We start from the raw sequence: 26,748 nt of genomic DNA on the forward strand, positions 1-26,748 counted from the left end.
GCGCCGGGTCAGCGACGCTGCGAGCGCAGCTCGCTGTACAGATAGGGCACGACGATGGCCGCGACGGTGGCCAGCATCACGGTGGCCGAGGCCGCGCCCAGGCCGATCTGGCCGCGGGTGAAGGCGTGGGTGTACATGAAGGTCGCCGGCACGTCGGTGGCGAAGCCGGGGCCGCCGGCGGTCAGCGCCATCACCAGGTCGAAGCTCTTGATCGCGATGTGCGCCAGCACCATCAGCGTCGAGAAGAAGACCGGCCGCATGCTCGGAATGATGATGCGCCAGTAGATCTGCGGCAGCGTCGCGCCGTCGATCTGCGCCGCCTTGATGATCGAGTCGTCGATGCCGCGCAGGCCGGCCAGGAACAGCGCCATCACGAAGCCCGAGCTCTGCCAGACGCCGGCGATCACGACCGTGTAGATCGCCATGTCGGGGTCGACCAGCCAGTCGAAGCGGAAGTTCTCGAAGCCCCACTGCTGCATCAGGTGCTCCAGGCCCAGGCCCGGGTTCAGGATCCACTTCCAGGCGGTGCCGGTGACGATGAAGCTCAGCGCCATCGGGTAGAGGTAGATCGTGCGCAGCAGGCCTTCGGCGCGGATCTTCTGGTCGAGCAGGATCGCCAGCAGCAGGCCCAGCGCCATGCCGATGCCGATGAACAGCACCGAGAAGATGCCCAGGTTCTTCAGCGCCACCATCCAGCGCTCCGACTGGAACAGGATCTCGTACTGCTGCAGGCCGACGAACTCGTAGTTCGGCAGCAGGCGCGAGGCCGAGACGGACAGGTAGCCGTTCCAGGCGATCAGGCCGTAGATGAACAGGAACGACAGGACGAAGCTGGGCGCCAGCACGAGGCGCGGCAGCCAGTGGTCCAGCCGGGCAGCGGCGGAAGGAGTGGACATGGTGGTGACGAGGCAGGGGAGCGGACCCGGGAGCCGGGTCCGGAAAGCATCATGGCCGCCACGGCGGCCATGATCTGGGTGCACGGGCCTGCCGCGACACCGCAGCCGGCCCGGGGATCACGCCGTGATCACTTCGTCATCGCGGCCGAGGCGATCTTGGCCTTGGCATCGGCGACCGACATCTTGTCGCTGTTCCAGAACTGGCTGACCGCGTCCTGGATCGCGCCGGCCGCGGCCGACGGCACGGCCATGCCGTGCGCGACCGAGGGCACCAGCGAGGCCGACTTGGCGGTGTCGACGAAGTCCTTGCTCGAGAGCTTGGCGCAGTCGTCGAACTTGGCCAGGTCCATGTTCAGGCGAACCGGAATCGAGCCCTTGTTCAGGTTGAACACTTCCTGGAAGTCTGTCGACATGATCGCGGCGGCCAGATCCTTCTGCGCCTTGACGTTGGCCTCGTTCTTCAGCTTGAACATCGCGAAGGAGTCGACGTTGAAGGTGAAGGCCTTGGCGGTGCCGGGGGCGGCGGCGCAGGTGAAGTCCTTGCCCGGTACCTTGCCGGCGGCGATGAACTCGCCCTTGGCCCAGTCGCCCATCAGCTGCATGCCGGCCTCGCCCTTGATGACCATCGCGGTCGCCAGGTTCCAGTCGCGGCCCGGAGCGTTCTTGTCGGTGTAGCCCTTGACCTTGCGGAAGGTCTCGAGGACCTTGTCCATGGTCGCGCTCTTCAGCGTGGCCTGATCGAGCTGCACCAGGGCCTTCTTGTAGAAGTCGGTGCCGCCGACGCCCAGCGCCACGCTCTCGAAGGTGGTGAAGTCCTGCCAGGGCTGGCCGCCGTGCGCCACCGGGATGATGCCGGCTTTCTTCAGCGCCTCGGCCGAGACGAAGAACTCGTCCCAGGTGGTCGGCACCTTGGCGCCGGCCTTCTTGAACACTTCCGGGTTGGCCCACAGCCAGTTCACGCGGTGCACGTTGACCGGCGCGGCGATGTAGTTGCCCTTGTACTTCATGACGTTGGCCACGACCGGGGGCAGCACGCTGTCCCACTTCTCGGCCTTGGCCACGTCGTCGATGTTGGCCAGCACGCCCTCGGCGGCCCATTCCTGCAGCGACGGGCCCTTGATCTGGGCCGCGGCCGGGGCGTTGCCCGAGACCACGCGCGACTTCAGCACCGTCATGGCCGAGTCACCACCACCGCCGGCCACCGCGAAATCCTTCCAGCTATGGCCCTTGGCCTGCAGCGTCGCCTTCAGCGCCGACGCGGCCTTGGCCTCGCCGCCGGAGGTCCACCAGTGCAGCACCTCGACCTCGCCGGCCTGCGCCAGGCCCGCCACGGTCAGGCCGGCCGCCACGGCCAGCAGGTTGCGCGCGAAGCGCGTCGTCTTCTCCATCTTCTTCATGTCTGCTCCAGTCCAAGGGGTGGGTGGGTGTCTCGCGCAGGGTACGCACACGTCCCTGCTGACAGGCATGAAGATTAATGATGCTTTAAAGGATTAACATTAGGTGAAATCCCTGATATCTGCCGTTCAGGTGCCGCGTTCCTGCGGCGTCGCCCCGGGCAGCGGCAGGCTGACCGACATGCGCGTGCCGTGCGGATGCAGCCGGGCGACCTGCACCCGGCCGTGATGGCGCTCGACGATCTCGCGCACGATCGCCAGGCCCAGGCCGCAGCCGCGCCCTTCCTGGGTGCCGCGGAAGAAGCGCTCGAAGATCGCGCCGTGCAGCGCCTCCGGAATGCCGGGGCCGGTGTCGTCGACCTCGACGATCGCGCGGCGGCGGGCGCTGTCCTCGCGCACCCGCACGGTGATCTCGGCATGGCGACCGGCGTAGCGGATCGCGTTGTCGATCAGGTTGGCGATCGCCTCGCGGATCAGCAGCGCATTGCCGTCGATGGCCAGCGCGGGCGGCTCCTCGCCTGGGGTGTCGCCCTCGCCCTCGGGCTGGTCCATGCCCAGGTCGGCGCCTTCGGCCAGCGCGCGTGGCACCAGCTCGGCGGTCAGCTCCTGCACCAGCCGGCGCAGGTCGAAGCGGCTGCGTCCGATCTGCGCCACCGATTCCGGCTCGGCGCGTGCCAGCGTCATCAGCTGGTTGATCAGGTGGGCGCTGCGGGTGGCGCTCTCGTGCACCCGCCGCAGCCGCGCCTGCAGGGCCGGATCCGTGGTCTCCTTCAGCGCCAGCTCGGTCTGGGCCTTCAGGCCGGCCAGCGGCGTGCGCAGCTGGTGCGCGGCGTCGCCGATGAAGCGCTGCTGCGCCGCCACCGAGTCGCGCACCGCCGCCAGCAGGGTGTTGACCGCGGCGGCCAGATCGCGCACCTCCTCGGGGGCGGACTCCAGCTCGATCGGCGCCAGATCGTCGGGGCCGCGGCCGCTGACGGCCTCGCGCAGCCGTGCCAGCGGCGCCAGCCCGGTGCGCACGCCGGCCCAGACCAGCGCCGACATCGCCAGCACCAGCAGCGACAGCGGCAGCGGCAGCGCGGTGTCGACCAGCAGGTCGCGCGCCAGCGCCTCGCGGCTGACGCGGCTCTTGGCGACCTGCACCATCATGCGCTGGCCTCGGCCGGGCTCGCCGTAGTTCAGCACGATGGCGGCGACCCGCACCGTGACCTCGCCGTCGGCCGTGTCGATGCGGGCGTCGTAGAACGAGGGTCGCTCGGGCACCAGGGCCTCGATGTCGGCCGGTGGCGTCAGCTTGTGGTTGCCGAGGATGAACTCGCCCGGCGGGCTGCTGACCATGTAGTAGACCCGGTCGTCCGGGTCGGACTCGATGATGTCGCGCGCAGCGCGGGGGAAATCGATCAGCAGGCCGCTGTCGACCGGCTTGACCTGGCGCGCCAGCGCGCGCGAGGACAAATACAGGCCATGGTCGATCGCGCGGTCGGCATAGCGCGCCGCGACATGGTGCGTGATGACCGCCGCGGCCAGCCACAGCACCAGCTGCGGCAGCAGCAGCCAGGCGAGCAGGTGACGGCGCAGCGAGCGGCTGCCGGGCGAGACGACCGGCAGGCGGTTGAGCAGGGACTGCGGCAAGACAGGCATGGCGACCGCGAGTGTCGCCGCACGGGGCAGGGCGTGTCAGTCCTGGGTTTCGAGCAGATAGCCCAGGCCGCGCACGGTGCGGATGCCCACGCCCGAGCCCTCGAGCTTGCGGCGCAGGCGGTGGATGTAGACCTCCAGCGAGCTGGGGCCGCCGCTCTCCGACACCTCGGTCGACCAGGCCTGGGCGATCTGCTCCTTGGTGATCACCTTGCGGCGCTGGCTCAGCAGCAGGTCGAGCAGCAGCCACTCGCGCGGCGACAGCTCGACCGGCTGGCCGGCGATGGTGGCGCGCCGCGCGTCGCGATCGAACTGCAGCTGACCGACGCTGACCGCATCCGTGTCGGCCGGTGCGGCCGGCTGCGCCGCCGCACCCTGGCTGCGGCGCAGCACCGCGCGGATGCGCGCCTCCAGCTCGGGGAAGTCGAAGGGCTTGGTCAGGTAGTCGTCGGCGCCGGCGTTGAGGCCGGCGACGCGGTTGTGCAGCCCGTCGAGCGCGGTCAGGATCAGCAGCGGCAGCCCCGGCTTGACCGCGCGCACCCGCTGCACCACCGTCAGGCCATCCACCAGCGGCAGGCCGATGTCGATGATGCCGACGTCGAAGGCCTGCTTCGTCAGCAGGTATTCGGCCACCGCACCGTTGTCGGCGACCTCGACCTCGAAGCCGGCCGACTTCAGGTTGGTGCCGAGCGCGTCGGCGAGGATGGCGTCGTCTTCGGCCAGCAGGGCGCGCATGCGGGGCTCTCCGGGGTCAGGCCTCAGGCTTCGGGCGTGCTGCCCATCATGACCTGGCTGAAGCCGCCATCGACATAGCTGATCTCGGCCGTCATGCCCGCGGCCAGGTCCGACAGCATGAAGGCGGCCACGTTGCCCACGTCCTCGATGGTGACGGTGCGGCGCAGCGGCGCGTTGCCGGCGAACTGGTTGAGCAGCTTGCCGAAGTCCTTGATGCCGCTGGCGGCCAGCGTCTTGATCGGGCCGGCCGAGATGCCGTTGACGCGGATGCCCTTCGGGCCCAGGTTGGCGGCCAGGTAGCGCACGCTGGCCTCCAGCGAGGCCTTGGCCAGGCCCATGGTGTTGTAGTTCGGCACGAAGCGCACCGCGCCCAGGTAGCTCAGCGTCAGCAGCGAGCTGCCCGGGCGCAGGTGCGGGAAGGCCGCCTTGGCCATCGCCGGGAAGCTGTAGGCCGAGATGTCGTGCGCGATGCGGAAGCTCTCGCGCGACAGGCCGTCGAGGAAGTCGCCGGCGATGGCCTCGCGCGGCGCGAAGCCGATCGAGTGCACGAAGCCGTCGAAGCCTTCCGGCCAGGCCTGCGCCAGGTCGGCGAAGACGCGCTCGATCTGCTCGTCGCTGCTGACGTCGCACTCGAAGACGAGCTTGGAGTCGAACTCGGCGGCGAACTCGGTGATGCGGTCCTTGAAGCGTTCGCCGACATAGCTGAACGCGAGTTCGGCGCCTTCACGGTGGCAGGCCTTGGCGATGCCGTAGGCGATCGAGCGATTCGACAGCAGACCGGTGATCAGAAGGCGCTTGCCTGCGAGGAAACCCATGGATTCTCCGTGTGGTTACGAGCTGAGAGGAACGAGCTGAGGGCGTGGATTGTCTCTCACTTGCCCCAGCTGTCCTTCAGGCCGGTGATGCGGTTGAAGACCGGGCGGCCCGGCGCGTGGTCCTGGCGGTCGGCGACGAAGTAGCCGTGGCGCTCGAACTGGAACTTCTGGTCGGGCGCGGCCTGGGCCAGCGAGGGCTCGACATAGGCGGTGATGACGCGGCAGCTGTCCAGGTTCAGGCTGGCCTTGAAGTCACGGCCGCCGGCGTCCGGATGCGCGTCGGAGAACAGGCGGTCGTACAGGCGCACCTCGGCGGCCACGCCGTCGGCCACGCCGACCCAGGTGATGGCGGCCTTGACCTTGACCGCGTCGGCGCCGGGCGTGCCGCTCTTGGTGTCGGGCACGACGGTGGCCAGCACCGCGGTCACGCGGCCCTCGGCGTCCTTCTCGCAGCCGGTGCACTCGACCACGAAGCCGCCCTTCAGGCGCACCTTGTTGCCGGGGAACAGGCGCTTGTAGCCCTTGGGCGGCACCTCGGCGAAGTCCTCGCGCTCGATCCAGACCTCGCGGCCGATGGTGAACTCGCGCGCCGGCGGCGGCGTCTGGCCCTCGGCGACATGGGGCAGGGCCGGCAGCGCGCAGGGCTCCAGGTGGCCCGCGCCCATCACCTCGTCCCAGTTCGTCAGCACGAGCTTGACCGGGTCGAGCACCGCCATGCCGCGGTGCGCCTTGCTCTCCAGGTCGTCGCGCAGCGCGATCTCCAGCGTCGAGTAGTCGATCCAGCTGTCGGCCTTGGTCACGCCGATGCGCTCGGCGAAGAGCTGGATGCTTTCCGGCGTGTAGCCGCGCCGGCGCAGGCCGACGATGGTGGGCATGCGCGGGTCGTCCCAGCCGCTGACATGGCCGTCGTTGACCAGCTGCGCGAGCTTGCGCTTGCTGGTGATGACGTAGGTCAGGTTCAGGCGCGCGAACTCGTACTGGCGCGGCAGCGGACGCGCCAGCAGCCTCAGCTCGGCGAGCTTGTCGAGCAGCCAGTCGTAGAACGGGCGCTGGTCCTCGAACTCGAGCGTGCAGATCGAGTGGGTGATGTTCTCCAGCGCGTCCTCGATCGGGTGCGCGAAGGTGTACATCGGGTAGATGCACCAGCGGTCGCCGGTGTTGTGGTGCGTGGCGCGGCGGATGCGGTAGATGGCCGGATCGCGCAGGTTGATGTTGGGCGAGGCCATGTCGATCTTCGCGCGCAGCACCATCGCGCCGTCGGCATGCTGGCCGTCGCGCATCTCGCGGAAGCGCGCGAGGTTCTCGGCCGGCGTGCGGCTGCGGAAGGGACTGTCGGTGCCGGGCGTGGTGAAGTCGCCGCGGTTGGCGCGCATCTGCTCGGGCGTCTGCTCGTCGACATAGGCCAGGCCGGCCTGCACCAGCGCCTCGGCGGCGCGGTACATGAAGTCGAAGTAGTCGCTGGCGTAATAGAGATGGCTCTCGGTCTTGCCGCCGAAGGACGAGTCCCAGCCAAAGCCCAGCCACTGCACCGCGTCGAGGATGGAGTCGACGTATTCCTTCTCCTCCTTCTCCGGGTTGGTGTCGTCGAAGCGCATGTGGCAGACACCACCGTAGTCGCGCGCCAGGCCGAAGTTCAGGCAGATGCTCTTGGCGTGACCGACGTGCAGGTAGCCGTTGGGCTCGGGAGGGAAGCGGGTGCGGATCTTCGCCGGGTCGGGATCGCCTGCGGCGTGGTGCGCGCCGTCGCCGGGCGTGCCGGCCCAGCGGCGGCTGGCGTGGCTGCCCTGCTCGAGATCGCGCTCGATGATCGCGCGCAGGAAGTTGCTGGTCTTGTGTTCCGGGCCGGAGCCGTCGGCGGGGGTGTGGTTCGCGTCGCTCATGAAGTGAGGCAGGCAGGACAGCGCAGGGCTGGCAGCAGGATGCAGGGCAGGGCGGCCACCGGGGGCGCCCTTGCGGGATCGATCGATTGTAGCCAGCGGCGCCGGCCCCGATCGGCGCTGCGGCCAGCGCGCCCGATCCGCGCGGGACGGCATCACCGGTGCCGGGGATGGCGAGGTCCTGCGGCGACCCTGTGCTGCCCGATGCGCAGCGAGGATCGAAAAAACTCGCAAATGCCCTGCCGGAATCGGTACTTTTTCAATCCCCGGTTCCGGCGGCTCTCGGTAACACGATGCACAATCGTCACAAGCACACACAGTTACCGGGAGCGGTCATGTTCAGACAGTCCTTCTTTTCGATGGTTTCCTCGCCGTCGATTCCCGGGCAAATGAACCGGATATCCGCAGGATCGCCCGGAAACACCTCTCAGAATTCCGGGAATTCCATGTCTTCAGCCCGCGAACCTGCCCGCACGGGGCCGTCCACGCCCGTCGAGGCGGCCAGCGGCGAGCGCCTGACCGTCTTTGCCACCCGCTGGCTGCAGTCGTTGCCGGTGCCGGTGCGTCCGGTGATCACCGCGCGGCGCCATCCGCACATCATCAATCGCATGGCCCTGACCTGGGGCGACCATCATGCGGTGGCGGATTATTTCGACAGCCTGCTGATCAGTTCCCGCCCGGATCGCCGGGGTTTTGCGGTCGAGGTGCTCGACGAGCTGGTCGATCTGCAGCAGGCGTTCATGGATGGCCGCATCGGCTGATTTCCATATTCCCAGGAAACTGATTTTCTGCGCCGCGCAGGCCGGCAGGTCCGCGCGGCGGCGCCTGTGCGGATCGGCACGCGGGCAGGCTTTTGTCACGAAAGCTTCATCCCGCCTGCCTACAGTCGTCATCATTCGCTGATCCAGGGGCGTGCGCATTTTTCGCGTTCGGCTCCGAACACACGGAAGATGACACCATGGGACGCATTCTTGTCGTCGAGGACGAAGCGGCGATCGCCGAGCTGCTGTCGATGAACCTGCGCTTCGAGGGCCACGAGGTGCGCATCGCGGCCACCTCCGACGAGGCGGTGCAGGCGGTGCGCGATTCGCTGCCCGATCTGGTCGTGCTCGACTGGATGCTGCCGGGTGAGCCCGGCGTGGCGCTGGCGCGGCGCTGGCGGGCCGACGCCCGCACCCGCGACCTGCCGATCATCATGCTGACCGCGCGCAGCGACGAGCGTGACATGGTGCAGGGGCTCGATGCCGGTGCCGACGACTACCTGGCCAAGCCCTTCTCGACCACCGAGCTGATGGCGCGCATCCGCTCGGTGCTGCGCCGCCGGCTGCCCGAGGCGCTGGAGAGCGCGGTCGAGATCGGCGTGCTGCGGCTCGATCCGGTCACCCGCCGGGTGCGCGCCGGCCAGACCGAGGTGGCGCTCGGGCCGACCGAGTTTCGCCTGCTGCGCTTCCTGATGACCTACCCGGAGCGGGTGCATGGCCGCCCGCAGCTGCTCGACCGGGTCTGGGGCGATCATGTGTTCATCGAGGAGCGCACCGTCGACGTGCACATCAAGCGGCTGCGCGCCGCGCTGCAGCCGGTCGGCTGCGCCGACATGATCGAGACGGTGCGCGGCGCCGGCTACCGCCTGACCTCGAGCGTTCCGGGCGCCGCTGGCGGCCTGGCCGCCTGACGCCTCCTGGCCGCTCAGTGGAGATGGTCGCTGAGCATGATGGCCGGATAGGCGTACTCGATGCCGATGCAGGCCCGCGCGTAGAGATAGTTCATCACTGCACGTTCGCTGAGCTTGTCCAGGGGAACCTCGCCGCGCTCGTCGCACGGAAAGCTCAGGCCTCGGCCTTCGTTGTGCAGCGAGCGAAAGCGCAGTTCGTAGTGCTGGGCTTCGCAGGTCTTGGCAGGCATGACGGTACTCCTTGACGATGCTGTGGCGGACCCGGGTTCTGGTGCGCGACGGGATCCGATGAAATCCAGTCTGCGTGCTCCCGATGTCGGCAAAGGTAAGGCCCTGGCGAGGTCCCGTGCAGGACAGGACCGTGCAATAGCGTCGGTCTGTCCGTCGCAGTCGTAACAGCAGGGCGAAGAGCGGTCAGATCACCGCTTCAGCGAGAAGCGCTCGGCGCGTGCGGGGCTGGCAGAGGTGGATGCGTCCACACGGCGTGTCACCGGCTCTCAGCTAGGATGCGTGGAAACCCCTGCTCGCGACAAGGAGAGAACCCGATGGCCGCTGCCAGCCTGCTTGCCCTGCTCGATGACATCGCCACCGTGCTTGACGATGTCGCGGTATTGACCAAGGTCGCCGCGAAGAAGACCGCCGGGGTGCTCGGCGATGATCTGGCGCTCAATGCCCAGCAGGTCACCGGAGTGACTGCCGACCGGGAACTGCCGGTGGTCTGGGCGGTGGCCAAGGGCTCGCTGCTGAACAAGGCGATCCTGGTGCCGGTGGCGCTGCTGATCAGCGTGTTCGCGCCGTGGCTGATCACGCCGCTGCTGATGGTGGGCGGCGCCTTCCTGTGCTTCGAGGGCTTCGAGAAGCTGGCGCACCGCTGGCTGCACAGCGCCGAGGAGGACGAGAGCCACCATGCCGAGCTGACGGCCGCGCTGGTCGATCCGGCGGTCGATCTGGTGGCTTTCGAGCGCGAGCGCATCCGCGGCGCGATCCGCACCGACTTCATCCTGTCGGCCGAGATCATCGCCATCACGCTGGGCGCGGCGGCCGGGGCGCCGCTGATGACGCAGGCGCTGGTGCTCTCCGGCGTGTCGGTGGCGATGACGGTGGGCGTCTACGGCCTGGTCGCCGGCATCGTCAAGATGGATGACGCCGGAGCCTGGATGGTGCGCACCGGCCGGGGCGCGGCCTTCGGCGAGCTGCTGCTGCGGGCCGCACCGCTGCTGATGAAGCTGCTGGCGGTGGTCGGCACCGCGGCGATGTTCCTGGTCGGCGGCGGCATCCTGGTGCATGGCGTGCCGGCGCTGCACCACCTGATCGAGCCGGTGGCCGCTGCAGCCGGTGCGCTGGCGCCGCTGGTGTCGGTGCTGGCCGATGGGCTGGTGGGCATCGTCGCCGGCGCCCTGGTGCTGGCCGGCGTGATGCTGGTCAAGCGGCTGCGCGGCTGATTCCAGCGCGAGCCGGCACGCCGGCCGCACGCAGCCAGCCCAGCCCGGCCGAGGTGGCGCCGGCCACCGCGCCGCGTGCCGGGCGGTATTCGCAGCCGATCCAGCCTTGCCAGCCGCACTGCGTCGCCACCTCGTCGATCACCTCAAAAAGGTAGGGATAGTTCAGTTCGCCCAGGTCGGGCTCGTGGCGCATCGGCACGCCGGCGAGCTGGAAATGGCCGACGCGACCGGTGGGCAGATGCTGGCGGATCTTCATGGCCAGGTCGCCCTCCACGATCTGCGCGTGGTACAGGTCGAACTGCACCTTGAGATTGGGCGCGCCGATGGCCTGGACGATGCGATGCGCCTCGTCCTGATGGTTGAGGAAGTAGCCGGGCATGTCGCGCGGGTTGATCGGCTCGATCAGCACGTCGCGCCCTTCGGCCGCCGCCTGCGCCGCGGCCCAGGCCAGATGGGACTGGTAGACCTCGAGCAGCGCGCCACGCGGCACGCCGGCTGGTGCGATGCCGGCCATCACATGGATGCGCGGGCAGTCCAGCACCTGCGCGTACGCCAGGGCCTGCACGAAGCCGGCGCGGAACTCGGCCTCGCGCCCGGGCAGGCAGGCCAGGCCGCGCTCGCCGGCCTCCCAGTCGCCCGGGGGCGCGTTGAACAGCACCTGCTGCAGGCCGTGGGCCTTCAGTCGCGCTGCGATCTCCTCGGCCGGGAAGGCGTAGGGGAACAGGTATTCGACTCCCTCGAAGCCGTCCGCCGCGGCGGCGGCGAAGCGGTCGAGAAAGGCGTGCTCGTTGTAGAGCAGGCTGAGGTTGGCGGCGAAGCGGGGCATGGCGTGACGCCGGAATCCACGGTGCCGGCGTTCAGCGCCGCGACTGCTGGCGCAGTGCGCGCACCGTCTCGCGCAGCATCGGCTTGAGGGCGTCGAGCGTGGCCACCGGCAGGCCGGTGCGCTGCGTGAGCGATTCGGCCTGGCGCGCGCTCAGGTCGGCGGCGCACAGCAGGTAGTGGGCCGGATCGATGCCCAGGCGGTCGCGTAGGTGCAGCAGCCGGTCGACATGCGGTGCCGGATCGCCCGTCAGGCATTGCAGCGCCAGCGGGCGGCGGCTGTCGAGCAGGAACAGCGCGTCGAGCTTGTGGCCGTCGTCCTTCGGCCAGGACAGACCGATGTCGCGGCCGACCGAGAAGTCCGCGCCGACGTTGAGCAGATGGCGCAGCGCCAGCATGAAGGACCACCACTCCAGCCAGCCGCCGTCGAAGAAGCGCCGGTTCTCCGCCGAGCGGTGCAGCGACAGCCGCACCACCGGATCACCCGGCTGCGACAGGTACTTGGCCAGCAGGCCGCCTTCGGCCAGCGCCTGGCAGAAGTCGCGCAGCGCGCAGGCGTCCTCGGGGGTGCGCCGGCTCAGGTCGAGATTGATGAAGCTGTAGTCCTGCTTCTGGGCGCTGCGCACCCGCTCGATGATCTCGCCGAGCAGGCGCGGCTGCTCGGCGATCTGGCCGGCGATCGCGTCGAAGGGGCCGGAGGTGTCGAGCGCGCGCGGGTCCAGGTCGACGGTGGCCTGGTGCTGGCGCAGCCAGTCCAGCACCGGCGCGACCTGAACCTTGCTGCAGAAATGGTCCGAGCTGGTGGGATCGAAGTCCATCGGCATCGAGTAGACCGAGGGCGGCGCTTCCTGGCTGCCGGCCTGGGCGGCCTCGGCCGCCTGCTGGCGCAGCGTCTCGATCTCGGCACGGGCGGCGGTCAGGTCGCGCCGGGCGGCGAAGTAGCGCGTCAGCATCGACTGCACGAAGCGCACGGTCGGATAGACCGCGTTGTCGGTCCGGCAGGACGGGCAGGGCAGCGACGAGCCGATCAGTTCATCGGCCTGCTCGGACAGGTGCCCGCAGCGGTTGCATCGGTAGAGAGCCATGGAGTTCGGTGCAGAGCGTGAAAGCGGAGCGGGTGCCGGATTATGCGCTGCGGGGTGGGCTCTTTCAGTCCGGGCCGGCCCGGCGGATCGGCGCGGTCGTGCCATCGGTGACACTCTCGGCCATGACCGCTCCCCGACTGTTGCTGGCCCCGATGGAGGGCCTGCTGGATTTTGTTCTCCGTGACATGCTGACCCGTGCCGGCGCGATCGAGCGCTGCGTCAGCGAATTCATCCGCGTGACCGACACGCTGCTGCCCGAACGGGTTTTCCATCGCATCGTGCCGGAGCTGCGCGCGGGCGCCCTCACGCCGGCGGGCGTGCCGGTGCGCGCGCAGCTGCTCGGCTCCGATCCGGCCTGCCTGGCCGACAATGCCGCGCGCCTGGCCGGGCTGGGTCCGGCGGGCATCGACCTGAACTTCGGCTGTCCGGCCAAGGTGGTCAACCGCCACGGCGGCGGTGCCGCGCTGCTCGACCAGCCCGAGCTGATGTGGCGCATCGTCTCGGCGGTGCGCCGGGCGGTGCCGGCCTCGATGCCGGTGTCGGCCAAGATGCGTCTGGGCGTGGACGACGACGCGCAGGCGCTGGACGCGGCGCGTGCTGCCGCCGAGGGGGGGGCCTGCGAGATCGTCGTGCATGCGCGCACCAAGGCGCAGGGCTACAAGCCGCCGGCCTACTGGGACCGCATCGCCGGCCTGCGCCAGGCGCTGCCCGGGCTGTCGATCGTGGCCAATGGCGAGATCTGGACGCTTGACGACGCCCGGCGCTGCCAGCAGGCGTCGGGCTGCGACGCGCTGATGCTCGGGCGCGGCATCGTCGCCGATCCGGGTCTGGCGATCGCGATCGCCAGCGGCGGCGGGCGCCAGCTCGACTGGCCGGCGGTGCTCGACCTGCTGGCCGATTTCTGGCTGCTGGTGGGCCGGCATTTCGAGCCCGGCTACCGCGCCGGGCGGCTCAAGCAGTGGCTGCAGTTCCTGCGCCAGCGCCACCCCGAGGCGGCCGAGGCCTACCTGCGGCTGCGCACCGTCACCGATTCGCGGGGGATCGCCAGCGGTCTGTTCGGGGTGGAGCGGGCGCAGGCGCTGGAGCAGGCGCTGGGTCTTCCGTCCGAGCTCAGGCGCTGACGCTCAGTGCGCTGCTGTTGCTGCTGCTGTCCGCGCTGCTGATCTGCGCGTAGCGTGCCGCGATCATCTTGATGAATTCCTGCGCGTCGGTGCGCGAGCTGCCGCTGGAGGCGCTTGTGGCAGCGCTGGTGGCGGAGGTGCTCGTGCTGTCCGTGGTCGCGCTGTCCTGCGGCGGGCGTGGCGGCGGCGGGCCGTGGGGGCGCTCGCCGCCCTGGGCTTGCATCTGATCGCGGAAGCTGCTGATCTCGTCGGAGGACAGCGCGTCGTCGCCATCGCTGTCGATGGCCGAGAACAGCGCCTGCACCTCATCGCTGGCCTCGTCGAGACCGAACTCGTCGCTGGAGACCGAGCCGTCCTCGTCGCTGTCGAGCGACTGGATCGGGTCCTGGCCGCCTGCGCCGCCCGGGCCCCCCATGCCGCCCGGAGGCGGGCCCGGGGGCGGCCCCCCGGCGCCGCCCATGCCACCCATGCCGGCAAACTGCGTGGTCGACATCGACGACATGTCGAATTCCTGAGGCGGTGCCGGCGGCCGGGCCGCCTCCATCTCGCTCTGGGTGACGCTGCCGTCGCCGTCGCTGTCCATCGCGGCGAAGATCTTCGCCATCTCTTCCTGGCTGGGGCCCTGGCTGCGCTGGGTGCGACTGCTGCCGCACGCGGACGACAGACCGCCGAGGCTGCTGCTGCTGCTGAAATTCACGTTCATGATCGGCATCCTTGATCGGGGGGTGAGGTGATCGGCGCGTCGGCCGGATCACGGGCTCAAGGATGGGCGCCTCAGGTATCGGCGCCTTGTCATGCAGGTTTCGCGGCGCTACATCGATGCGCTCGTCTGGGGGATGATCCGGGTCTTGTTCAGATCCCGCGCATCGCCTCGAGCAGATAGCCCACGCCGCGGATGGTGCGGATGCCACGCGGCTGGCGCGGATCGTCGCGCATCTTCTGGCGCAGGCGCGACACCAGCAGGTCGATGCTGCGCTCGTCGACGTCCAGCTCGGCGCGGCCGGTCCTGTCGCTCTCGCGGCCACGGGTGGCCTCGAGCAGCCGTTCGCGCTCGAGCACCGCGTTGGGATGCTCGAGAAAAGTCATCAGCAGCCGGCCCTCGGCTGGGGACAGCTCGACGCCCGTGCCGTCCTGCGTGCACAGGCGCCTGGCCGCAGTCTCGTAGCGCCAGGCGCCGAAATGCAGGATGCGTCCGGGATCGTTGGCCGGCACCGGCACCGGCGCCGAGGCTGCTGCGCTGCCGCGCCGGCGCAGCACCGCAGCCACCCGTGCCAGCAGCTCGCGCGGCGCGTAGGGGCGCGAGAGGCAGTCGTCGGCGCCGGCGTCGAGCGCCTCGATGCGCGAGCGGGCGTCCGCGCCGTCGACCAGACAGATGCGCGCCGGCCGGCTCGGCAGCCGGCTCATGCTCTCGAGCAGCGCCAGATGCTCGCTGCCGTGCAGCAGCACGTCGATCTCGTCGTCGGCCAGCCGGGCCTGAATCTGGGCCAGGCCATGGACCACGCTGACGCGGTGGCCATAGCCGCGCATCAGCGTCTGCAGTCGGGTGGTGTCGCTGAACGGCAGGCCGGCCAGCAGGAGATGCCAGGAGGCGGTGGCCGCGCCCGCGGTCATGGGGGGCAGCGGCGACAGCGCGAAGTCATGCGTGACGGGTCGTTCCATGGCGATCGAGCCTATCGAGACGTTGACGTGACCATGCCTTGAACAGTGCCGCCCGGACCGCCCGGTTTACCTGCACTTACCTTTGCTTCACCTGCCCGGGACGGTGGGTTACGCTCGCGGCCTTTTCGCCCTTTCCCGTCACCGACCGATACCGGATCCGCAGCCGATGAACAACGCCGCTCCTCCTTCCGTCTCGCCTGATGCCGCCGAGCTGGCCGCGCTGCAGTCCTTCCTGGCCAGCCTGCCGGCGGGGGCGATGACGCTGGAGCGGCTCGACGGCTTCTTCTGCGCGCTGCACTGCGCTGTCAGCCCGCCGGGGCCGTCGGTGTGGCTGGCGCAGGTCTGGGGCGAGTCGGCCGAGTCGCAGGCCTCCTTCGACGACGAGGGCCAGGCCCGCGCGATCGTGGGCACGCTGATGAAGATGCATGAGGCCATCGGCGCGGCGCTGGAGCGCGGCGCGCGCGGTGGCGCCTCGCATCGCCCGCGCCTGGCCCTGAGGCCGGACGGCCTGCCCGGCGGCAACGACTGGGCCGCGGGCTTCGTGCTGGGCATGCAGATCGCGCCCGAGGGCTGGCAGCCGCTGCTGGCCGACGACGAGGCCGGCCAGGCGCTGGTGCCGATCATGATGCTGCACCACGAGCACGACGAGGACGAGGCGATGCGCCCGCCGCCGATCGACGCGGCCATGCGCGCCGAGCTGCCCGAGGTGCTGACGGACGCGCTGCTGCAGCTGCACCAGCAGCTCGCCCCGGCGCGGCGCGAGCTGCAGCGCGGCGAGCGCCAGGCGCTGACCTTCCGCCGCAGCGCGCCGAAGGTCGGCCGCAACGACCCGTGCCCCTGCGGCAGCGGGCGCAAGTTCAAGGCCTGCTGCGCGCTGCAGGCCGGCTGAGTTCGCGCCGCGTGATCAGACCGCGGGTCGCCGCCGCGCGGCCACCAGCGACTCCAGGCAGTGCGTGCGGATGCCGTAGAAGTCCTTGATCGCGGCGATCTGCGCGCGCACCGCCTCGGCGTGGCCGGCGGGCGTGTGGCGGCGGCGCACCGCCAGCAGCATCTTGTTCTTGTTGGTGTGCTCCAGCGAGATGAACTCGAACACCTGGGTGTCGTAGCCCTCGGCGTCGAGCAGCAGCGCGCGCAGGCCGTCGGTCACCATCTCGGCCTCCTGGCCCAGGTGCACGCCGTGCTGCAGCACCGGGCGCAGCAGCGCGGGCATCGTCATCTGCGGGCGCACCTCCTTGTGGCAGCACGGCGAGCACAGGATGACGGACGCCCCGGCGCGCAGGCCGTAGTCGATCGCGTAGTCGGTGGCGATGTCGCAGGCGTGCAGCGCGATCATCACGTCCAGGCCGGCGGGCGTGTAGTCGCGCACGTCGCCGGCGTCGAAGCGCAGGCCGTCGAGCTGGTGGCGCTGGGCGGCGGCGTTGCACAGGTCCACCAGCGGCTGGCGCAGTTCCACGCCGGTGACCTCGGCGCGGCGGCCCTGGCCGGCGAGCCAGTCGTGCACCGCGAAGGTCAGGTAGCCCTTGCCGCAGCCGAAGTCGTGCACCCGCACCGGCTCGGCCGGATCGCGCGCGTCCAGGCCGGCCTGGGCCAGCGCCGAGGAGAACACCTCGACGAAGCGGTTGATCTGGCGCCACTTGCGCGACATCGCCGGGATCAGACGCTGCTGCGCGTCGGTCACGCCCAGGTCGTGCCAGAAGGGGCGCTCCAGCGACAGCAGGCGCTGCTTCTCGCGGTTGTGGCTGTCGGCGGCCTCGTCGTCATCGGCGGCGTCCTCGTCGCCGGCGGGCGTGCTGGTGCGGCCCACGCGCAGCAGGCTGCGGTCGCGTCCGCCCTTGGTCTTGACGGTGAACTGCGCCTCCTGCGTGCGGGTGTGCAGGTGCGCGTTCTCGAAGGCGCCGGTGGCGATCAGGCCGCCCAGCAGCGCCGGCACCTCGGCCAGCGGGTGGTTCTTGGTGATGTCGCGCGTGCGGTAGCGCCAGACCAGCTGCAGATGCGGCTCGCCGCGCAGCAGCACCGGGCGCGCGAGCACCTTCTCGAGGTCGGCCTCGGGGCCACGGTAGCGGCCCAGCGTCAGGCGCACCATCTGGCGCGCCGCCAGCGCGGTGTCGATCAGGCGGAAGAAGCGCTCGCGCGCGGTCGGCTCCGGGGCGGGCTGCGGCGCGGCGCCGGCAATCAGGTCGGTGAACATGGGGGGAATTGTCGGCGATGGCGACCTTGATGCGGCGCAGGCTCCGTGCAAGCCGTGCCGGACAGAATGGTCCGGCAACGACAGGCCACAAGAGGAGACATCGCCCCGTGCCCAGCGCCTTCAACTTCGCCGCCTCGCCCTTCGACTGCCTGGACGCCGACGAGCGCGACCGGGTGCGCCGCAGCGTCGACATCGAGTATTTCCGCGAGGGTGCGGTCATCCTGGCGCCCGGCCAGGAGCCGACCCACCTGTTCGTGCTGATCAAGGGTCACGTCCAGCAGTGGGACGGCGACGAGCAGCAGGGCAGCTACGGCCCCGACGACTGCTTCGACGGCCGCGCGCTGGTGGCCGGCCGCGCCAGCAGCCGCTTTGTCGCCGTCGAGGAGGTGGTGACCTACCGGCTCGCGAAGGAGGCGGTCTCGGCGCTGATCGCCTCGAACGTCACCTTCGGCGCGCTGCTGTTCGCCGATCTCTCCAACAAGCTCGGGGCGCTGGCCGAGCGCAGCAGCCAGCACGAGCTGCAGTCGCTGACGATGGCGCGGGTCGACCAGGCCTTCCTGCGGCCGGCGCATTTTGTCGACGGCCAGGCCTCGATCACCGAGGTCGCGCGGGTCTTCCAGACTCAGCGCACCACCAATGTGCTGGTCGACGACCGCGCGAGCGATCCGCCCCGCCTGGGCATCTTCACCGTCACCAGCCTGCCCAAGGCCATCCTGCACGGCACGCCGCTGGACCGGCTGCCGGTGCGCGAGCTGGCGAACTTCGATCTGGTGACGGTGCGCCCGGACATGCCGCTGTTCGACGCGCTGGCGCTGATGATCCGCCACCGCATCCACCGCCTGGTGGTGGCCGAGGGCGAGGGGTCCGAGCGGCGCATCGTCGGCTTCCTGCAGCAGCTCGACCTGCTGAGCTATCTCTCCAACCACTCCTACCTGATCACGCTGCAGATGCTGCAGGCCGAGAGCCTCGATACGCTGAAGGAGGCAGCCGGCCAGATCACCCGGCTGATCGGGGTGCTGCACCGCAGCGGCACCCGGGTCGGCATGATCGCGCGGCTGGTGCAGGAGCTCAACGCGACGCTGTTCGAGCGCGCCTGGCAGCTGATCGCGCCGCCGGAGCTGATCGCCAACAGCTGCCTGTTCGTCATGGGCAGCGAGGGCCGCGGCGAGCAGCTGCTCAAGACCGACCAGGACAACGGCCTGGTGCTGCGCCAGGGCTGGACGCCACCGCCGGAGCTGGATCTCGCGGCCGTCTGCGCGCGCTTCTCGGCCGCGCTGGCCGACTTCGGCTATCCGCCCTGCGCCGGCGGCATCATGATCAGCAATTCCGAGTGGCGCGACGACGAGCAGGCCTTCGCGCGGCGGGTGCGGCGCTGGCTGCTCGAGCCCACGCCCGACCACCTGATGGCGCTGGCGATCTTTCTCGACGCCCACCCGGTCAGCGGAGATGCGGCGCTGCTGCACGGCCTGCGCGAGCAGGTCTGGGCCTTCGCCAGCGACAACGCCGGCGTGCTGGCGCGCTTTGCCGGCGCGGTCGAGGCCTTCGCGCAGCACGGCAGCGGCTGGTGGAGCCGCATCCTCGGCCTGGGCGAGGGCGCGCGCGAGCAGCTCGACCTGAAGAAGGCCGGCATCTTCCCGCTGGTGCACGGCGTGCGCAGCCTGGCCTTCGAGCACCGCCTGGCCGAGACCGGCACGGTGGCGCGCATCGAGGCGCTGATGGCCGGCGGCCACCTCGAGTCCCGGCTGGGTGCCGAGCTGATCGAGAGCCTTCATTTCTTCATGGACCTGAAGCTCAAGGCCGGACTGCAGGCGATCGAGCAGGGCCGCGCGGCCGGCTCCGGCATCGCGGTCGAGCGGCTCGGCAGCCTGGACCGCGATCTGCTGAAGGACACGCTGGCGGTGGTCAAGCGCTTCCGTGTCCACCTGCATCACCACTACCGCCTGGAGATGCTGTGATGCTGCCCGACCTGATGGGGCGCGGCTGGCGCCAGCTCTCGCGCGAATGGCAGCGCCGTCGCCTGCGCGATCCGGCGCTGGCCTTTCTCTACGAGAGCGCGCCGCCGCAGGAATGGGTCTCGATCGACTGCGAGACCACCGGGCTGGACCGGCGCCGCGACGAGATCATCTCGATCGGCGCGGTGCGCATCGTCGGCGACCGGCTGATGACCAGCGAGGCGCTGTCGCTGCTGGTGCGCCCGAGCCGGGCGATCTCGGCCGACAGCGTGCGGGTGCACCGGCTGCGCGAGCGCGATGTCGCGCAGGGGCTGGCGCCCGAGGAGGCGATGCATCGGCTGCTGCGCTTCATCGGGGCGCGGCCGCTGGTGGGCTACTACCTGGAGTTCGATGTGGCGATGCTCGAGCGCATCCTGCTGCCGATGGCCGGCGTGCCGCTGCCGCAGCAGCGCATCGAGGTCTCGGCGCTCTACCACGACTTCAAGTTCCGCCAGCTGCGCGGCCATGAGCAGGACCGCAACATCGACCTGCGCTTCGACACGCTGATGCGCGACCTGGGCCTGCCGCAGCGCGACGCCCATGACGCGCTCAACGATGCGGTGATGGCCGGGCTGGCCTTCGTCAAGCTGCGCCATCTGGTCGGCGTCAGTCCGGCTTGATCTTCGCGCGGGCGATCACCGGCTTCCAGCGCTTCTGCTCGGCCTCGATGAACTTCGCGTAATCGGCCGAGCTGCTGCCGACGGCGATCGCGGCGTCATGGGCCAGACGCTCCAGCGTCGCGGGCTCGCGCACCGCCTTGGCTGCGGCTGCGGCCAGGCGATCGATGGCCGGCTGCGGCAGGTTGGCTGGCGCGTTCAGGCCGTACCACTGCGTCATCTCGAAGCCGGGGAAGCCCTGCTCGGCCACCGTGGGCACGTCGGGCAGCTGCGCGATGCGCTGGGTGGTGCCGGTGGCGATGCAGCGCAGCTTGCCGGCGCGGATGAACTGCAGCACCGCCGCCGCGCCGATGGACGCCGCGTCGAGCCGCCCGGCGATCAGGTCGGTCAGCATCGGGCCGGTGCCGCGGTAGGGCACATGGGTGATGAAGGTGTTTGAAGTCATCTTCAGGTACTCCATCGCCAGGTGGCCGGCGCTGCCGTTGCCCGCCGAGCCGTAGTTCAGCCGGCCGGGGTTCTTCTTGGCGTGCGCGATGAACTCGGTCATGTTGCGCACCGGCAGGTCCGGGTGCACCAGGTAGAGGCTGGGCACCTTGGCCAGCAGCGAGACCGGGCGGAAGTCGCGCGCCAGGTCGTAGGGCAGCTTGTCGAAGATGTAGGGATTGACCGCCATCGTGCCGATGTGGCCGAGGATGATCGTGTGCTGGTCGTCGGCGCGGGCGACCTCGCCCATGGCCACGTTGCCGGCGCCGCCGGGCCGGTTGTCGACGAAGACCGACTGGCCGAGGATCTTCTGCATCTCCGCGGCGGTGGCGCGGGCGATGATCTCCGAGCTGCCGCCGGGGGCGAAGGGCACGACGAAGCGGATCGCCTTGTTCGGCCAGGCAGACTGCGCGCGCAGCGAGGCGGGCAGGGCCAGCGCGCCGGCGGCGGCCGTGCCCAGGCGCAGCAGCGCGCGGCGGTCGATCGGGGAGGAAGTCATCGGGCAGTCTCCGGTGCGGTGTTCTGAAAGGTTCGGGGGAACGTGGCCGGGGATGCTGCCGCAGCCGACCTCTCAGCCACCTTTCAGCCGCGGGGGGCTGACCCGGATCGGCGCGGCGCGCGGCCCCGCCGATAATCCGGCCGATGCACATCCTGCTGGCCGAAGACGAACACGGGCTGGGCGAGTGGCTCTCGCGGGCGCTGGCGCAGTCGGGCTTTCGCGTCGACTGGGTCGACGACGGGCGGCTGGCCGAGCGCGCCGCGCTGGGCGGCGACCACGACGCGCTGGTGCTCGACCTGGGCCTGCCCGGCCGCGATGGCCACGAGGTGCTGCGCCGGCTGCGCGCGGCCGGAGCCACGCTGCCGGTGCTGGTGCTGACCGCGCGCGACTCGCTGGCCGAGCGGGTCGGCACGCTGCACGAGGGCGCCGACGACTTCCTGCCCAAGCCCTTCGCGCTGGCCGAGCTGGAGGCGCGGCTGGGCGCGCTGATCCGGCGCTCGCGCGGGCGGGCGCAACCGCGCCTGGCCTGCGGGCCGCTGCAGTTCGACACCGCCAGTCGCCAGTTCACCCTCGCCGGCGAGGTGCTGGCGCTGTCGCCGCGCGAGCACGGCCTGCTGCGGGCGCTGATCGTGCGCAGCGGCGAGCCCATGGGCCGCGCGCAGCTGCTCGAGCGCGTCTTCGGCGACGAGGAGGATGTGCAGCCGGCCGCGCTCGACGTGCTGATGCACCGGCTGCGCCGCCGGCTGGAGGGCTCGGGCGTGCACATCCGCACCTACCGCGGCCTGGGCCATGCGCTGGAGCCGGAGCCGCAGGCGGGCGCAGTGCCCGGGGGCGGCGGTGCTGCGCTCTGACGCGACGCTGCGCGCGCGGCTGCTGGGCTGGCTGCTGCCGGGCGTGGCGCTGGTGCTGGCCGCGAGTCTCGCCTTCACCCGCCAGGAGGCCGAGCAGGCCGCCGACGCCGCCTACGACCGCTCGCTGCTGGGCGCGATCAAGGGGCTGGATCTGAATGTCTCGACCGCCTCGGGCGGCCTGGCGGTCGAGCAGCCCTATGCGCTGTTCGAGTTCTTCCAGCTCGCCGGCAACGGGCCGGTGCATTTCCGCGTCGCCACCGACGACGGACAGGTCGAGATCGGCACGCCGGAGCTGCCGCTGCCGCCGCGCCCGCTGCGCGCCGGCGAGCCGCAGTTCTACGACGCCGAGCATTTCGGCGAGCCGGTGCGCGTGGGCGCCTATCTGCGCGCGTTGGACCGGCCGGTGGGCGGCGCGCGCCAGGTGGTGATCCAGGTGGCCGAGGGCGTGCAGGCGCGCGAGCGCTTCACCCGCACCTTCGTGCGCCAGGCGCTGTGGCGCGACGCCTCGCTGCTCGGGCTGCTGGCGCTGGCGGTGGCGGGCGTGTCGGCCTGGGCGCTGCGGCCGGTGCGCCGGCTGGCCGAGGCGGTGCGCGCGCGCTCGCCCGATGACCTGCAGCCGCTGCGCGAGGCCGAGCTGCCCGCCGACCTGCGCCCGCTGGTCGAGGCGATCAACCGCCAGCTCGAACGCAGCGCCGGGCTGCTGGCGCAGCGCCGCCAGTTCGTCGATGACGCCTCGCACCAGCTGCGCACGCCGCTGACGACGCTGCGCGCCCAGCTCGACTACCTGCGCCGCGAGGCCGATCCGGCCCGGCGCGAGGAGGCGCTGCAGGCGCTGTCGCTGGAGCTCGATCTCGCGACGCGGGCCACCGGCCAGCTGCTGGCGCTGGCGCGTGCGGATGCCGGCGAGGTGGGCGGCGCGGCCTTCGATCCGGCCGAGCTGGCGCGCGAGGTGGCGCTGGCGCTGCTGCCGCTGGCGCGCGAGCGCGGCGTCGATCTCGGCGCCGACGCGCCCGAGACGCTGCCGGCCGTGTGCGGCGACCGGCTGCTGCTGCGCGAGGCGCTGATGAACCTGGCGCACAACGCGCTGGTGCATGGGCGCGCGGGCGGCCGCGTCACCGTGGAGGCCGGCCTCGAGCACGGCGCGGGCCCGGCCTGGCTCGGCGTGCGCGATGACGGCCCCGGCCTGGATCCCGAGGTCCGCGCGCGGCTGGGCGAGCGCTTCGTGCGCGGGCGTGGCAGCCGGGGCTCGGGCCTGGGCCTGTCGATCGCCGCGGCGGTGGCCCGGCGCCATCACGGTCGGCTGGAGACCGGGCCGGGCGAGGGTGGGTCGGGCCTGGCGGTCCGGCTGGTCTGGCCGCAGGGGCGGGCATGAGGGCCCTGATCGGTCTGCGGGCGCTGTCGCTGGGGGTCGCGCTGATGCTGCACGGCCCCCTTCGGGCGGCGGCGCCGATCGAGCGCTGCGTCGCGCCGGCGCAGCCCGGCGGCGGCTTCGAGCTGACCTGCCTGCTGCTGCGCGAGGCGCTGGCGCAGCCGGGCGAGCCGCCGCTGCCGCTGCTGCACCAGCCCGGCGGCATCGGCGCGCTGGTCTACGACGAGGTGGTGCGCGGTCGCCGCCCGCCCGGCGCCGAGGCGGTGGCCTTCTCCACCGGCACGCTGCTGAATCTGGCGCAGGGGCGCTTCGGGCGGCACGGACCGGACGAGGTGCGCTGGCTGATGCCGCTGGCGCTCGACCATGGCGTGGTCGTCGTGCACCGCGACGCGCCCTGGCGCGACCTGCCCGCGCTGCTGCGGGCCTGGCGCGAGCAGCCGGCGGCGCTCGCCTTCGGGGCCGGCGGCACGATCGGCAGCCAGGACTGGATGAAGGCGGCGCTGCTGGCCCGGGCGGCCGGGCTGGGACCGCGTGCGCTGCGGCTGGTCGCCTTCGAGGGCGGGGGCGACGCGATGCGGGCGCTGACCGGCCGCCATGTGCAGGTGCTGGCGGGCGATGCGGCCGAGGTGGTGCATCAATTGCGCCAGGGCGCGCCGCTGCGGGTGCTGGCGGTGCTGGCGCCGCAGCGTCTGGACGGCGTGCTGGCGGGCGTGCCGACCGCGCGCGAGCAGGGCGCGGATCTGATCTGGCCGATCCTGCGCGGGGTCTATGTCGCGCGTGATCTGCCGCAGGCCGACGAGCTGGCGCGTCGCCTGGACCTGGCGCGCCGGCAGCCGGGCTGGCTGGCCACGCTGCGCCGGCTGGGCTTGTCGCTGCCGCCGCCTCCCGTGGCGGGCCACGACGACGATCCGCAGCAGCGCGTGCACGCGGAGATCGATCGGCTGCGCCAGGCGCTCGATCAGCTCCGTCGCCCGCCCGAGGCCCGTTGAGGCGCTGATTTCGCCCCAAACGACGACACCCGGCGCGAGCCGGGTGTCGTGGGGAGCCGGACCGGAAATCCGCAGACCTCCGGCCGGTCAGTTCGTGGCGATCAGTGACCCGAGGCGCCAGCGGCACCCAGGCCGGTCTCCGAGCGGACCTGCTGGGCTTCGAAGGCCGCACGTTCCTGCTGGGCCTGCTTGCTGCGGTCGAGCAGCGAGAAGATCCAGATGCCGACGAAGGCGATGGTCATCGAGAACAGCGCAGGCGAGCTGTACTGGAACCAGGCCGAGCCCTTCGGGTTGCCCAGCGTGACTTCCCACACCGAGGGCGACACCACGGTCAGGCCCACCGAGCTGATCAGGCCCAGGAAGCCGCCGATCACGGCGCCCTTGGTGGTGCAGTCCTTCCACAGCACGCTCATGAAGAGCACGGGGAAGTTGGCCGAGGCAGCGATCGCGAAGGCCAGCGAGACCATGAACGCGATGTTCTGCTTCTCGAAGGCGATGCCCAGCACGACGGCCAGCAGACCCAGCGACAGCGTGGTGATGCGCGAGACCTTCAGTTCGGCGGCGCTGTCGGCCTTGCCCTTCTTGATCAGCGTGGCGTAGATGTCATGCGACACCGCCGAGGCGCCCGACAGCGTCAGACCGGCCACCACCGCCAGGATGGTCGCGAAGGCCACCGCCGAGATGAAGCCGTAGAACACGTCGCCGCCGACCGACCTGGCCACCAGCACCGCGGCCATGTTGGCCGTGCCCGCGCCGCCCTTGATGACACCCTTGGCGGTGTCGGCGAACTCGGGGTTGGTCAGCACCAGCGTGATCGCGCCGAAGCCGATGATGAAGATCAGGATGTAGAAGTAGCCGATCCAGGTGGTGGCCCAGAACACCGACTTGCGGGCTTCCTTCGCGTCCGGGACGGTGAAGAAGCGCATCAGGATGTGCGGGAGACCTGCGGTGCCGAACATCAGCGCCATGCCGAAGCTGATCGCCGAGATCGGGTCCTTGACGAAGCCGCCCGGGGCCATCAGCGCCTGGCCGATCTTCGCCGGATCCATCGCCTCGGCCTTCGACGCGGCAGCGGCGGCAGCGGCCACCGCTTCCGGCGTCTGCGCGACCGCGGCGCTGGCCGCAGCGGCGGCCACTGCAGCGGTCTTGGCGTTGGCAGCGATCGTGGCCTTGACCTCGACGCCCTTGGCGAACAGCGCCTCCGGCGAGAAGCCGAACTGCGCCATCACCATGAAGGCCATGAAGGTCACGCCCGACAGCAGCAGCACGGCCTTGATGATCTGCACCCAGGTCGTCGCGGTCATGCCGCCGAACAGCACGTAGACCATCATCAGCGCGCCGACGATGACCACCGCCAGCCAGTAGTCGAGGCCGAACAGCAGCTTGATCAGCTGGCCGGCGCCCACCATCTGCGCGATCAGATAGAACGCGACCACCACCAGCGTGCCCGAGGCCGCGAAGGCACGGATCGGGGTCTGCTGGAAGCGGTAGCCGGCCACGTCGGCGAAGGTGAACTTGCCGAGGTTGCGCAGCCGCTCGGCCATCAGGAAGGTGATGACCGGCCAGCCGACCAGGAAGCCGATCGAGAAGATCAGGCCGTCGTAGCCGCTGGCCATCACCGCGGCGGAAATGCCCAGGAAGGAGGCGGCCGACATGTAGTCGCCGGCGATGGCCAGGCCGTTCTGGAAGCCGGTGATGCCGCCGCCGCCGGTGTAGAAGTCGGCGGCCGACTTGGTCTTGGCCGCCGCCCACTTGGTGATGTAGAGCGTGCCCGCCACGAACAGGGCGAACATCGCGATGGCGGTCCAGTTGGTCGCCTGCTTGGCGGCGGTGCCCATGTCGGCGCCAGCCGCCAGCGCGGCGCCGGCACCCAGGGTGCCCGCCAGCGCGAGGAGAGTCTTCAGCGTGCGGCTCACTTGGAGACCTCCTGCATGATTTCCTTGGTCAGACGATCGAACTCGTCATTGGCCCGGCGCACATAGATGCCGGTGATCACGATGGTGAAGATGATCACGCCCATGCCGATCGGCACGCCCAGCGTGGTCACGCCTTCGCCCATGCGCTGGCCGAGGAACTCCTTGTTGAAGGCGATCAGCGAGATGTAGCCGTAGTACACGACCATCATCAGCAGCGTCAGCCACCAGCCGAAGCTGCTGCGCTTGCTCTTGAGTTCCGCATACTTGGGGTTTGCCCTGATGCGGGCGACCACAGGATCTGACATTTGGTGCTCCGGATTGGAATGGTTGTTGAATATCCGGATTTCAGTCTAGGAAGCGATACCGGAGCATGTCAAGGTAGTTGCCGCGTAAGTCATGCCGCGACTGCGCTTATTTCGGTGGCCGCGGCCACACATTCCCGCTCGGGATTGAGCGTGACTGCCCCGATGGGCGACCAGTCGCGGGTCTTGCCCGACCAGCGTTTCGGGTTCGCCTGACGGGCTTGGCCGTACAGCGCATCGCGCGCCGCCAGGATCTCCCGGTCCTGCCCTGCATGGCGCTGTGCCGGACTCACAAACCGGATGCCGCTGTGACGGTGGTCGTGGTTGTACCAATGCACGAACGCGCTGGCCCACTGCCGCGCGGCCTGCAGATCCTTGAAGCCGCCGCTG

The 26,748-nt window shown here is 70.6% G+C and carries 25 protein-coding genes and 1 pseudogene; 10 read left to right on the forward strand and 16 right to left on the reverse strand.

The window, feature by feature from the left end; all coding sequences use genetic code 11:
* Nucleotides 1-8: 8 nt before the first annotated feature.
* The 6 genes from BW996_RS04660 to BW996_RS04685 form a co-directional block, all read right to left on the reverse strand.
* Nucleotides 9-896, reverse strand: coding sequence for a carbohydrate ABC transporter permease (locus BW996_RS04660; RefSeq protein WP_037484505.1), 888 nt, complete (start codon nucleotides 894-896; stop codon nucleotides 9-11).
* Between the two features lie 128 nt (nucleotides 897-1,024).
* Nucleotides 1,025-2,293 carry an ABC transporter substrate-binding protein gene (locus tag BW996_RS04665; protein ID WP_375131995.1) on the reverse strand — a complete coding sequence of 423 codons (1,269 nt, stop codon included), beginning with the start codon at nucleotides 2,291-2,293 and terminating at the stop codon, nucleotides 1,025-1,027.
* A 126-nt stretch (nucleotides 2,294-2,419) separates the two neighbouring features.
* The gene (locus BW996_RS04670; protein ID WP_051632174.1) at nucleotides 2,420-3,928 is read right to left on the reverse strand and encodes a sensor histidine kinase; all 1,509 of its coding nucleotides are present in this window, start codon (nucleotides 3,926-3,928) and stop codon (nucleotides 2,420-2,422) included.
* Nucleotides 3,929-3,964: 36 nt separating this feature from the next.
* On the reverse strand, nucleotides 3,965-4,660 hold the full coding sequence (locus BW996_RS04675) for a response regulator transcription factor (RefSeq protein ID WP_037484507.1): 696 nt from the start codon (nucleotides 4,658-4,660) through the stop codon (nucleotides 3,965-3,967).
* 23 nt (nucleotides 4,661-4,683) lie between these two features.
* Nucleotides 4,684-5,475, reverse strand: a complete 792-nt coding sequence (fabI, locus tag BW996_RS04680) for an enoyl-ACP reductase FabI (RefSeq protein ID WP_037484509.1) — start codon at nucleotides 5,473-5,475, stop codon at nucleotides 4,684-4,686.
* A 56-nt stretch (nucleotides 5,476-5,531) separates the two neighbouring features.
* Nucleotides 5,532-7,355, reverse strand: a complete 1,824-nt coding sequence (locus BW996_RS04685; protein ID WP_037484511.1) for a glutamine--tRNA ligase/YqeY domain fusion protein — start codon at nucleotides 7,353-7,355, stop codon at nucleotides 5,532-5,534.
* A 332-nt stretch (nucleotides 7,356-7,687) separates the two neighbouring features.
* Between BW996_RS04685 and BW996_RS04690 the strand changes: the two genes are divergently transcribed.
* A complete protein-coding gene (locus BW996_RS04690) occupies nucleotides 7,688-8,113 on the forward strand; it encodes a hypothetical protein (protein ID WP_139330743.1) in 426 nt (141 codons plus the stop codon).
* A 197-nt stretch (nucleotides 8,114-8,310) separates the two neighbouring features.
* The gene (gene phoB / locus BW996_RS04695) at nucleotides 8,311-9,024 is read left to right on the forward strand and encodes a phosphate regulon transcriptional regulator PhoB (protein ID WP_037484513.1); all 714 of its coding nucleotides are present in this window, start codon (nucleotides 8,311-8,313) and stop codon (nucleotides 9,022-9,024) included.
* Nucleotides 9,025-9,038: 14 nt separating this feature from the next.
* On the opposite strand, the gene BW996_RS04700 is transcribed toward phoB, so the two are convergent.
* A complete protein-coding gene (locus tag BW996_RS04700; RefSeq protein WP_037484515.1) occupies nucleotides 9,039-9,254 on the reverse strand; it encodes a hypothetical protein in 216 nt (71 codons plus the stop codon).
* Nucleotides 9,255-9,569: 315 nt separating this feature from the next.
* Here BW996_RS04700 and BW996_RS04705 point away from each other — a divergent pair, with 315 nt between their 5' ends.
* Nucleotides 9,570-10,466, forward strand: a complete 897-nt coding sequence (locus BW996_RS04705; RefSeq protein WP_037484518.1) for a DUF808 domain-containing protein — start codon at nucleotides 9,570-9,572, stop codon at nucleotides 10,464-10,466.
* On the opposite strand, the gene otnI is transcribed toward BW996_RS04705, so the two are convergent.
* Nucleotides 10,447-11,292 (reverse strand): 2-oxo-tetronate isomerase, encoded by an 846-nt coding sequence (gene otnI, locus BW996_RS04710; RefSeq protein ID WP_051632176.1) that lies wholly within the window; start codon nucleotides 11,290-11,292, stop codon nucleotides 10,447-10,449. The genes BW996_RS04705 and otnI overlap by 20 nt on opposite strands.
* A gap of 31 nt (nucleotides 11,293-11,323) precedes the next feature.
* Nucleotides 11,324-12,373 (reverse strand): hypothetical protein, encoded by a 1,050-nt coding sequence (locus BW996_RS04715; RefSeq protein WP_037484520.1) that lies wholly within the window; start codon nucleotides 12,371-12,373, stop codon nucleotides 11,324-11,326.
* A gap of 122 nt (nucleotides 12,374-12,495) precedes the next feature.
* Here BW996_RS04715 and BW996_RS04720 point away from each other — a divergent pair, with 122 nt between their 5' ends.
* Entirely contained in the window at nucleotides 12,496-13,494 is a 999-nt protein-coding gene (locus tag BW996_RS04720; protein ID WP_051632177.1) for a tRNA dihydrouridine synthase, read from the forward strand.
* Here the strand turns inward: BW996_RS04720 and BW996_RS04725 are convergent.
* Complete coding sequence (locus tag BW996_RS04725) at nucleotides 13,484-14,197, reverse strand: EF-hand domain-containing protein (protein WP_162177999.1); 714 nt, start codon at nucleotides 14,195-14,197, stop codon at nucleotides 13,484-13,486. The genes BW996_RS04720 and BW996_RS04725 overlap by 11 nt on opposite strands.
* A 149-nt stretch (nucleotides 14,198-14,346) precedes the next feature.
* Nucleotides 14,347-15,153, reverse strand: coding sequence for a winged helix-turn-helix domain-containing protein (locus tag BW996_RS04730; RefSeq protein ID WP_051632179.1), 807 nt, complete (start codon nucleotides 15,151-15,153; stop codon nucleotides 14,347-14,349).
* Nucleotides 15,154-15,319: 166 nt separating this feature from the next.
* On the opposite strand from BW996_RS04730, the gene BW996_RS04735 reads away from it, so the two are divergent.
* Nucleotides 15,320-16,042 carry a UPF0149 family protein gene (locus BW996_RS04735; protein ID WP_037484522.1) on the forward strand — a complete coding sequence of 241 codons (723 nt, stop codon included), beginning with the start codon at nucleotides 15,320-15,322 and terminating at the stop codon, nucleotides 16,040-16,042.
* 15 nt (nucleotides 16,043-16,057) lie between these two features.
* Here the strand turns inward: BW996_RS04735 and BW996_RS04740 are convergent, their stop codons facing one another.
* Nucleotides 16,058-17,341: a class I SAM-dependent methyltransferase gene (locus BW996_RS04740; RefSeq protein WP_051632180.1), complete on the reverse strand. Its 1,284-nt coding sequence runs from the start codon at nucleotides 17,339-17,341 to the stop codon at nucleotides 16,058-16,060.
* A gap of 107 nt (nucleotides 17,342-17,448) precedes the next feature.
* Between BW996_RS04740 and BW996_RS04745 the strand changes: the two genes are divergently transcribed.
* Both BW996_RS04745 and BW996_RS04750 read left to right on the forward strand, forming a co-directional pair.
* Nucleotides 17,449-19,296 (forward strand): putative nucleotidyltransferase substrate binding domain-containing protein, encoded by a 1,848-nt coding sequence (locus tag BW996_RS04745; RefSeq protein ID WP_037484525.1) that lies wholly within the window; start codon nucleotides 17,449-17,451, stop codon nucleotides 19,294-19,296.
* On the forward strand, nucleotides 19,296-19,952 hold the full coding sequence (locus BW996_RS04750) for a 3'-5' exonuclease (protein WP_051632181.1): 657 nt from the start codon (nucleotides 19,296-19,298) through the stop codon (nucleotides 19,950-19,952). The genes BW996_RS04745 and BW996_RS04750 overlap by 1 nt, the downstream gene beginning before the upstream one ends.
* On the opposite strand, the gene BW996_RS04755 is transcribed toward BW996_RS04750, so the two are convergent.
* Complete coding sequence (locus tag BW996_RS04755; RefSeq protein WP_037484527.1) at nucleotides 19,939-20,931, reverse strand: Bug family tripartite tricarboxylate transporter substrate binding protein; 993 nt, start codon at nucleotides 20,929-20,931, stop codon at nucleotides 19,939-19,941. The two genes, BW996_RS04750 and BW996_RS04755, sit on opposite strands and share 14 nt — an antisense overlap.
* A 143-nt stretch (nucleotides 20,932-21,074) precedes the next feature.
* Here BW996_RS04755 and BW996_RS04760 point away from each other — a divergent pair, with 143 nt between their 5' ends.
* Genes BW996_RS04760 through BW996_RS04770 form a run of 3 tightly spaced genes read left to right on the forward strand, consistent with a single transcriptional unit; the run spans nucleotide 21,075 to nucleotide 24,140 of the window.
* Nucleotides 21,075-21,782: a response regulator gene (locus BW996_RS04760; protein WP_051632182.1), complete on the forward strand. Its 708-nt coding sequence runs from the start codon at nucleotides 21,075-21,077 to the stop codon at nucleotides 21,780-21,782.
* Nucleotides 21,769-23,154 (forward strand): sensor histidine kinase, encoded by a 1,386-nt coding sequence (locus tag BW996_RS04765; protein ID WP_076458669.1) that lies wholly within the window; start codon nucleotides 21,769-21,771, stop codon nucleotides 23,152-23,154. Before BW996_RS04760 ends, BW996_RS04765 begins: the two co-directional genes overlap by 14 nt.
* Complete coding sequence (locus BW996_RS04770; protein ID WP_051632183.1) at nucleotides 23,151-24,140, forward strand: tripartite tricarboxylate transporter substrate-binding protein; 990 nt, start codon at nucleotides 23,151-23,153, stop codon at nucleotides 24,138-24,140. The genes BW996_RS04765 and BW996_RS04770 overlap by 4 nt, the downstream gene beginning before the upstream one ends.
* A 101-nt stretch (nucleotides 24,141-24,241) precedes the next feature.
* On the opposite strand, the gene BW996_RS04775 is transcribed toward BW996_RS04770, so the two are convergent.
* The 3 genes and pseudogenes from BW996_RS04775 to BW996_RS21625 all read right to left on the reverse strand — a co-directional run.
* A complete protein-coding gene (locus tag BW996_RS04775; RefSeq protein WP_037484533.1) occupies nucleotides 24,242-26,056 on the reverse strand; it encodes a cation acetate symporter in 1,815 nt (604 codons plus the stop codon).
* Complete coding sequence (locus tag BW996_RS04780) at nucleotides 26,053-26,361, reverse strand: DUF485 domain-containing protein (RefSeq protein ID WP_037484535.1); 309 nt, start codon at nucleotides 26,359-26,361, stop codon at nucleotides 26,053-26,055. Before BW996_RS04780 ends, BW996_RS04775 begins: the two co-directional genes overlap by 4 nt.
* 89 nt (nucleotides 26,362-26,450) lie before the next feature.
* Nucleotides 26,451-26,748, reverse strand: a pseudogene (locus tag BW996_RS21625) (IS3 family transposase); the annotation flags it as partial.

The organism is Sphaerotilus natans, assembly GCF_900156335.1.
Classification (GTDB): domain Bacteria; phylum Pseudomonadota; class Gammaproteobacteria; order Burkholderiales; family Burkholderiaceae_C; genus Sphaerotilus; species Sphaerotilus natans.

What these genes read in the sequence shown, in the direction of transcription:
- otnI (WP_051632176.1), bottom strand. Translation starts at nt 11,292, where the DNA reads ATGCCCCGCTTCGCCGCCAACCTCAGCCTGCTCTACAACGAGCACGCC.
- fabI (WP_037484509.1), bottom strand. Translation starts at nt 5,475, where the DNA reads ATGGGTTTCCTCGCAGGCAAGCGCCTTCTGATCACCGGTCTGCTGTCG.
- BW996_RS04660 (WP_037484505.1), bottom strand. Translation starts at nt 896, where the DNA reads ATGTCCACTCCTTCCGCCGCTGCCCGGCTGGACCACTGGCTGCCGCGC.
- BW996_RS04690 (WP_139330743.1), top strand. Translation starts at nt 7,688, where the DNA reads ATGTTCAGACAGTCCTTCTTTTCGATGGTTTCCTCGCCGTCGATTCCC.
- BW996_RS04770 (WP_051632183.1), top strand. Translation starts at nt 23,151, where the DNA reads ATGAGGGCCCTGATCGGTCTGCGGGCGCTGTCGCTGGGGGTCGCGCTG.
- phoB (WP_037484513.1), top strand. Translation starts at nt 8,311, where the DNA reads ATGGGACGCATTCTTGTCGTCGAGGACGAAGCGGCGATCGCCGAGCTG.
- BW996_RS04670 (WP_051632174.1), bottom strand. Translation starts at nt 3,928, where the DNA reads ATGCCTGTCTTGCCGCAGTCCCTGCTCAACCGCCTGCCGGTCGTCTCG.
- BW996_RS04705 (WP_037484518.1), top strand. Translation starts at nt 9,570, where the DNA reads ATGGCCGCTGCCAGCCTGCTTGCCCTGCTCGATGACATCGCCACCGTG.
- BW996_RS04750 (WP_051632181.1), top strand. Translation starts at nt 19,296, where the DNA reads ATGCTGCCCGACCTGATGGGGCGCGGCTGGCGCCAGCTCTCGCGCGAA.
- BW996_RS04780 (WP_037484535.1), bottom strand. Translation starts at nt 26,361, where the DNA reads ATGTCAGATCCTGTGGTCGCCCGCATCAGGGCAAACCCCAAGTATGCG.
- BW996_RS04740 (WP_051632180.1), bottom strand. Translation starts at nt 17,341, where the DNA reads ATGTTCACCGACCTGATTGCCGGCGCCGCGCCGCAGCCCGCCCCGGAG.
- BW996_RS04755 (WP_037484527.1), bottom strand. Translation starts at nt 20,931, where the DNA reads ATGACTTCCTCCCCGATCGACCGCCGCGCGCTGCTGCGCCTGGGCACG.
- BW996_RS04720 (WP_051632177.1), top strand. Translation starts at nt 12,496, where the DNA reads ATGACCGCTCCCCGACTGTTGCTGGCCCCGATGGAGGGCCTGCTGGAT.
- BW996_RS04675 (WP_037484507.1), bottom strand. Translation starts at nt 4,660, where the DNA reads ATGCGCGCCCTGCTGGCCGAAGACGACGCCATCCTCGCCGACGCGCTC.
- BW996_RS04715 (WP_037484520.1), bottom strand. Translation starts at nt 12,373, where the DNA reads ATGGCTCTCTACCGATGCAACCGCTGCGGGCACCTGTCCGAGCAGGCC.
- BW996_RS04735 (WP_037484522.1), top strand. Translation starts at nt 15,320, where the DNA reads ATGAACAACGCCGCTCCTCCTTCCGTCTCGCCTGATGCCGCCGAGCTG.
- BW996_RS04760 (WP_051632182.1), top strand. Translation starts at nt 21,075, where the DNA reads ATGCACATCCTGCTGGCCGAAGACGAACACGGGCTGGGCGAGTGGCTC.
- BW996_RS04730 (WP_051632179.1), bottom strand. Translation starts at nt 15,153, where the DNA reads ATGGAACGACCCGTCACGCATGACTTCGCGCTGTCGCCGCTGCCCCCC.
- BW996_RS04665 (WP_375131995.1), bottom strand. Translation starts at nt 2,293, where the DNA reads ATGAAGAAGATGGAGAAGACGACGCGCTTCGCGCGCAACCTGCTGGCC.
- BW996_RS04685 (WP_037484511.1), bottom strand. Translation starts at nt 7,355, where the DNA reads ATGAGCGACGCGAACCACACCCCCGCCGACGGCTCCGGCCCGGAACAC.
- BW996_RS04725 (WP_162177999.1), bottom strand. Translation starts at nt 14,197, where the DNA reads ATGAACGTGAATTTCAGCAGCAGCAGCAGCCTCGGCGGTCTGTCGTCC.
- BW996_RS04700 (WP_037484515.1), bottom strand. Translation starts at nt 9,254, where the DNA reads ATGCCTGCCAAGACCTGCGAAGCCCAGCACTACGAACTGCGCTTTCGC.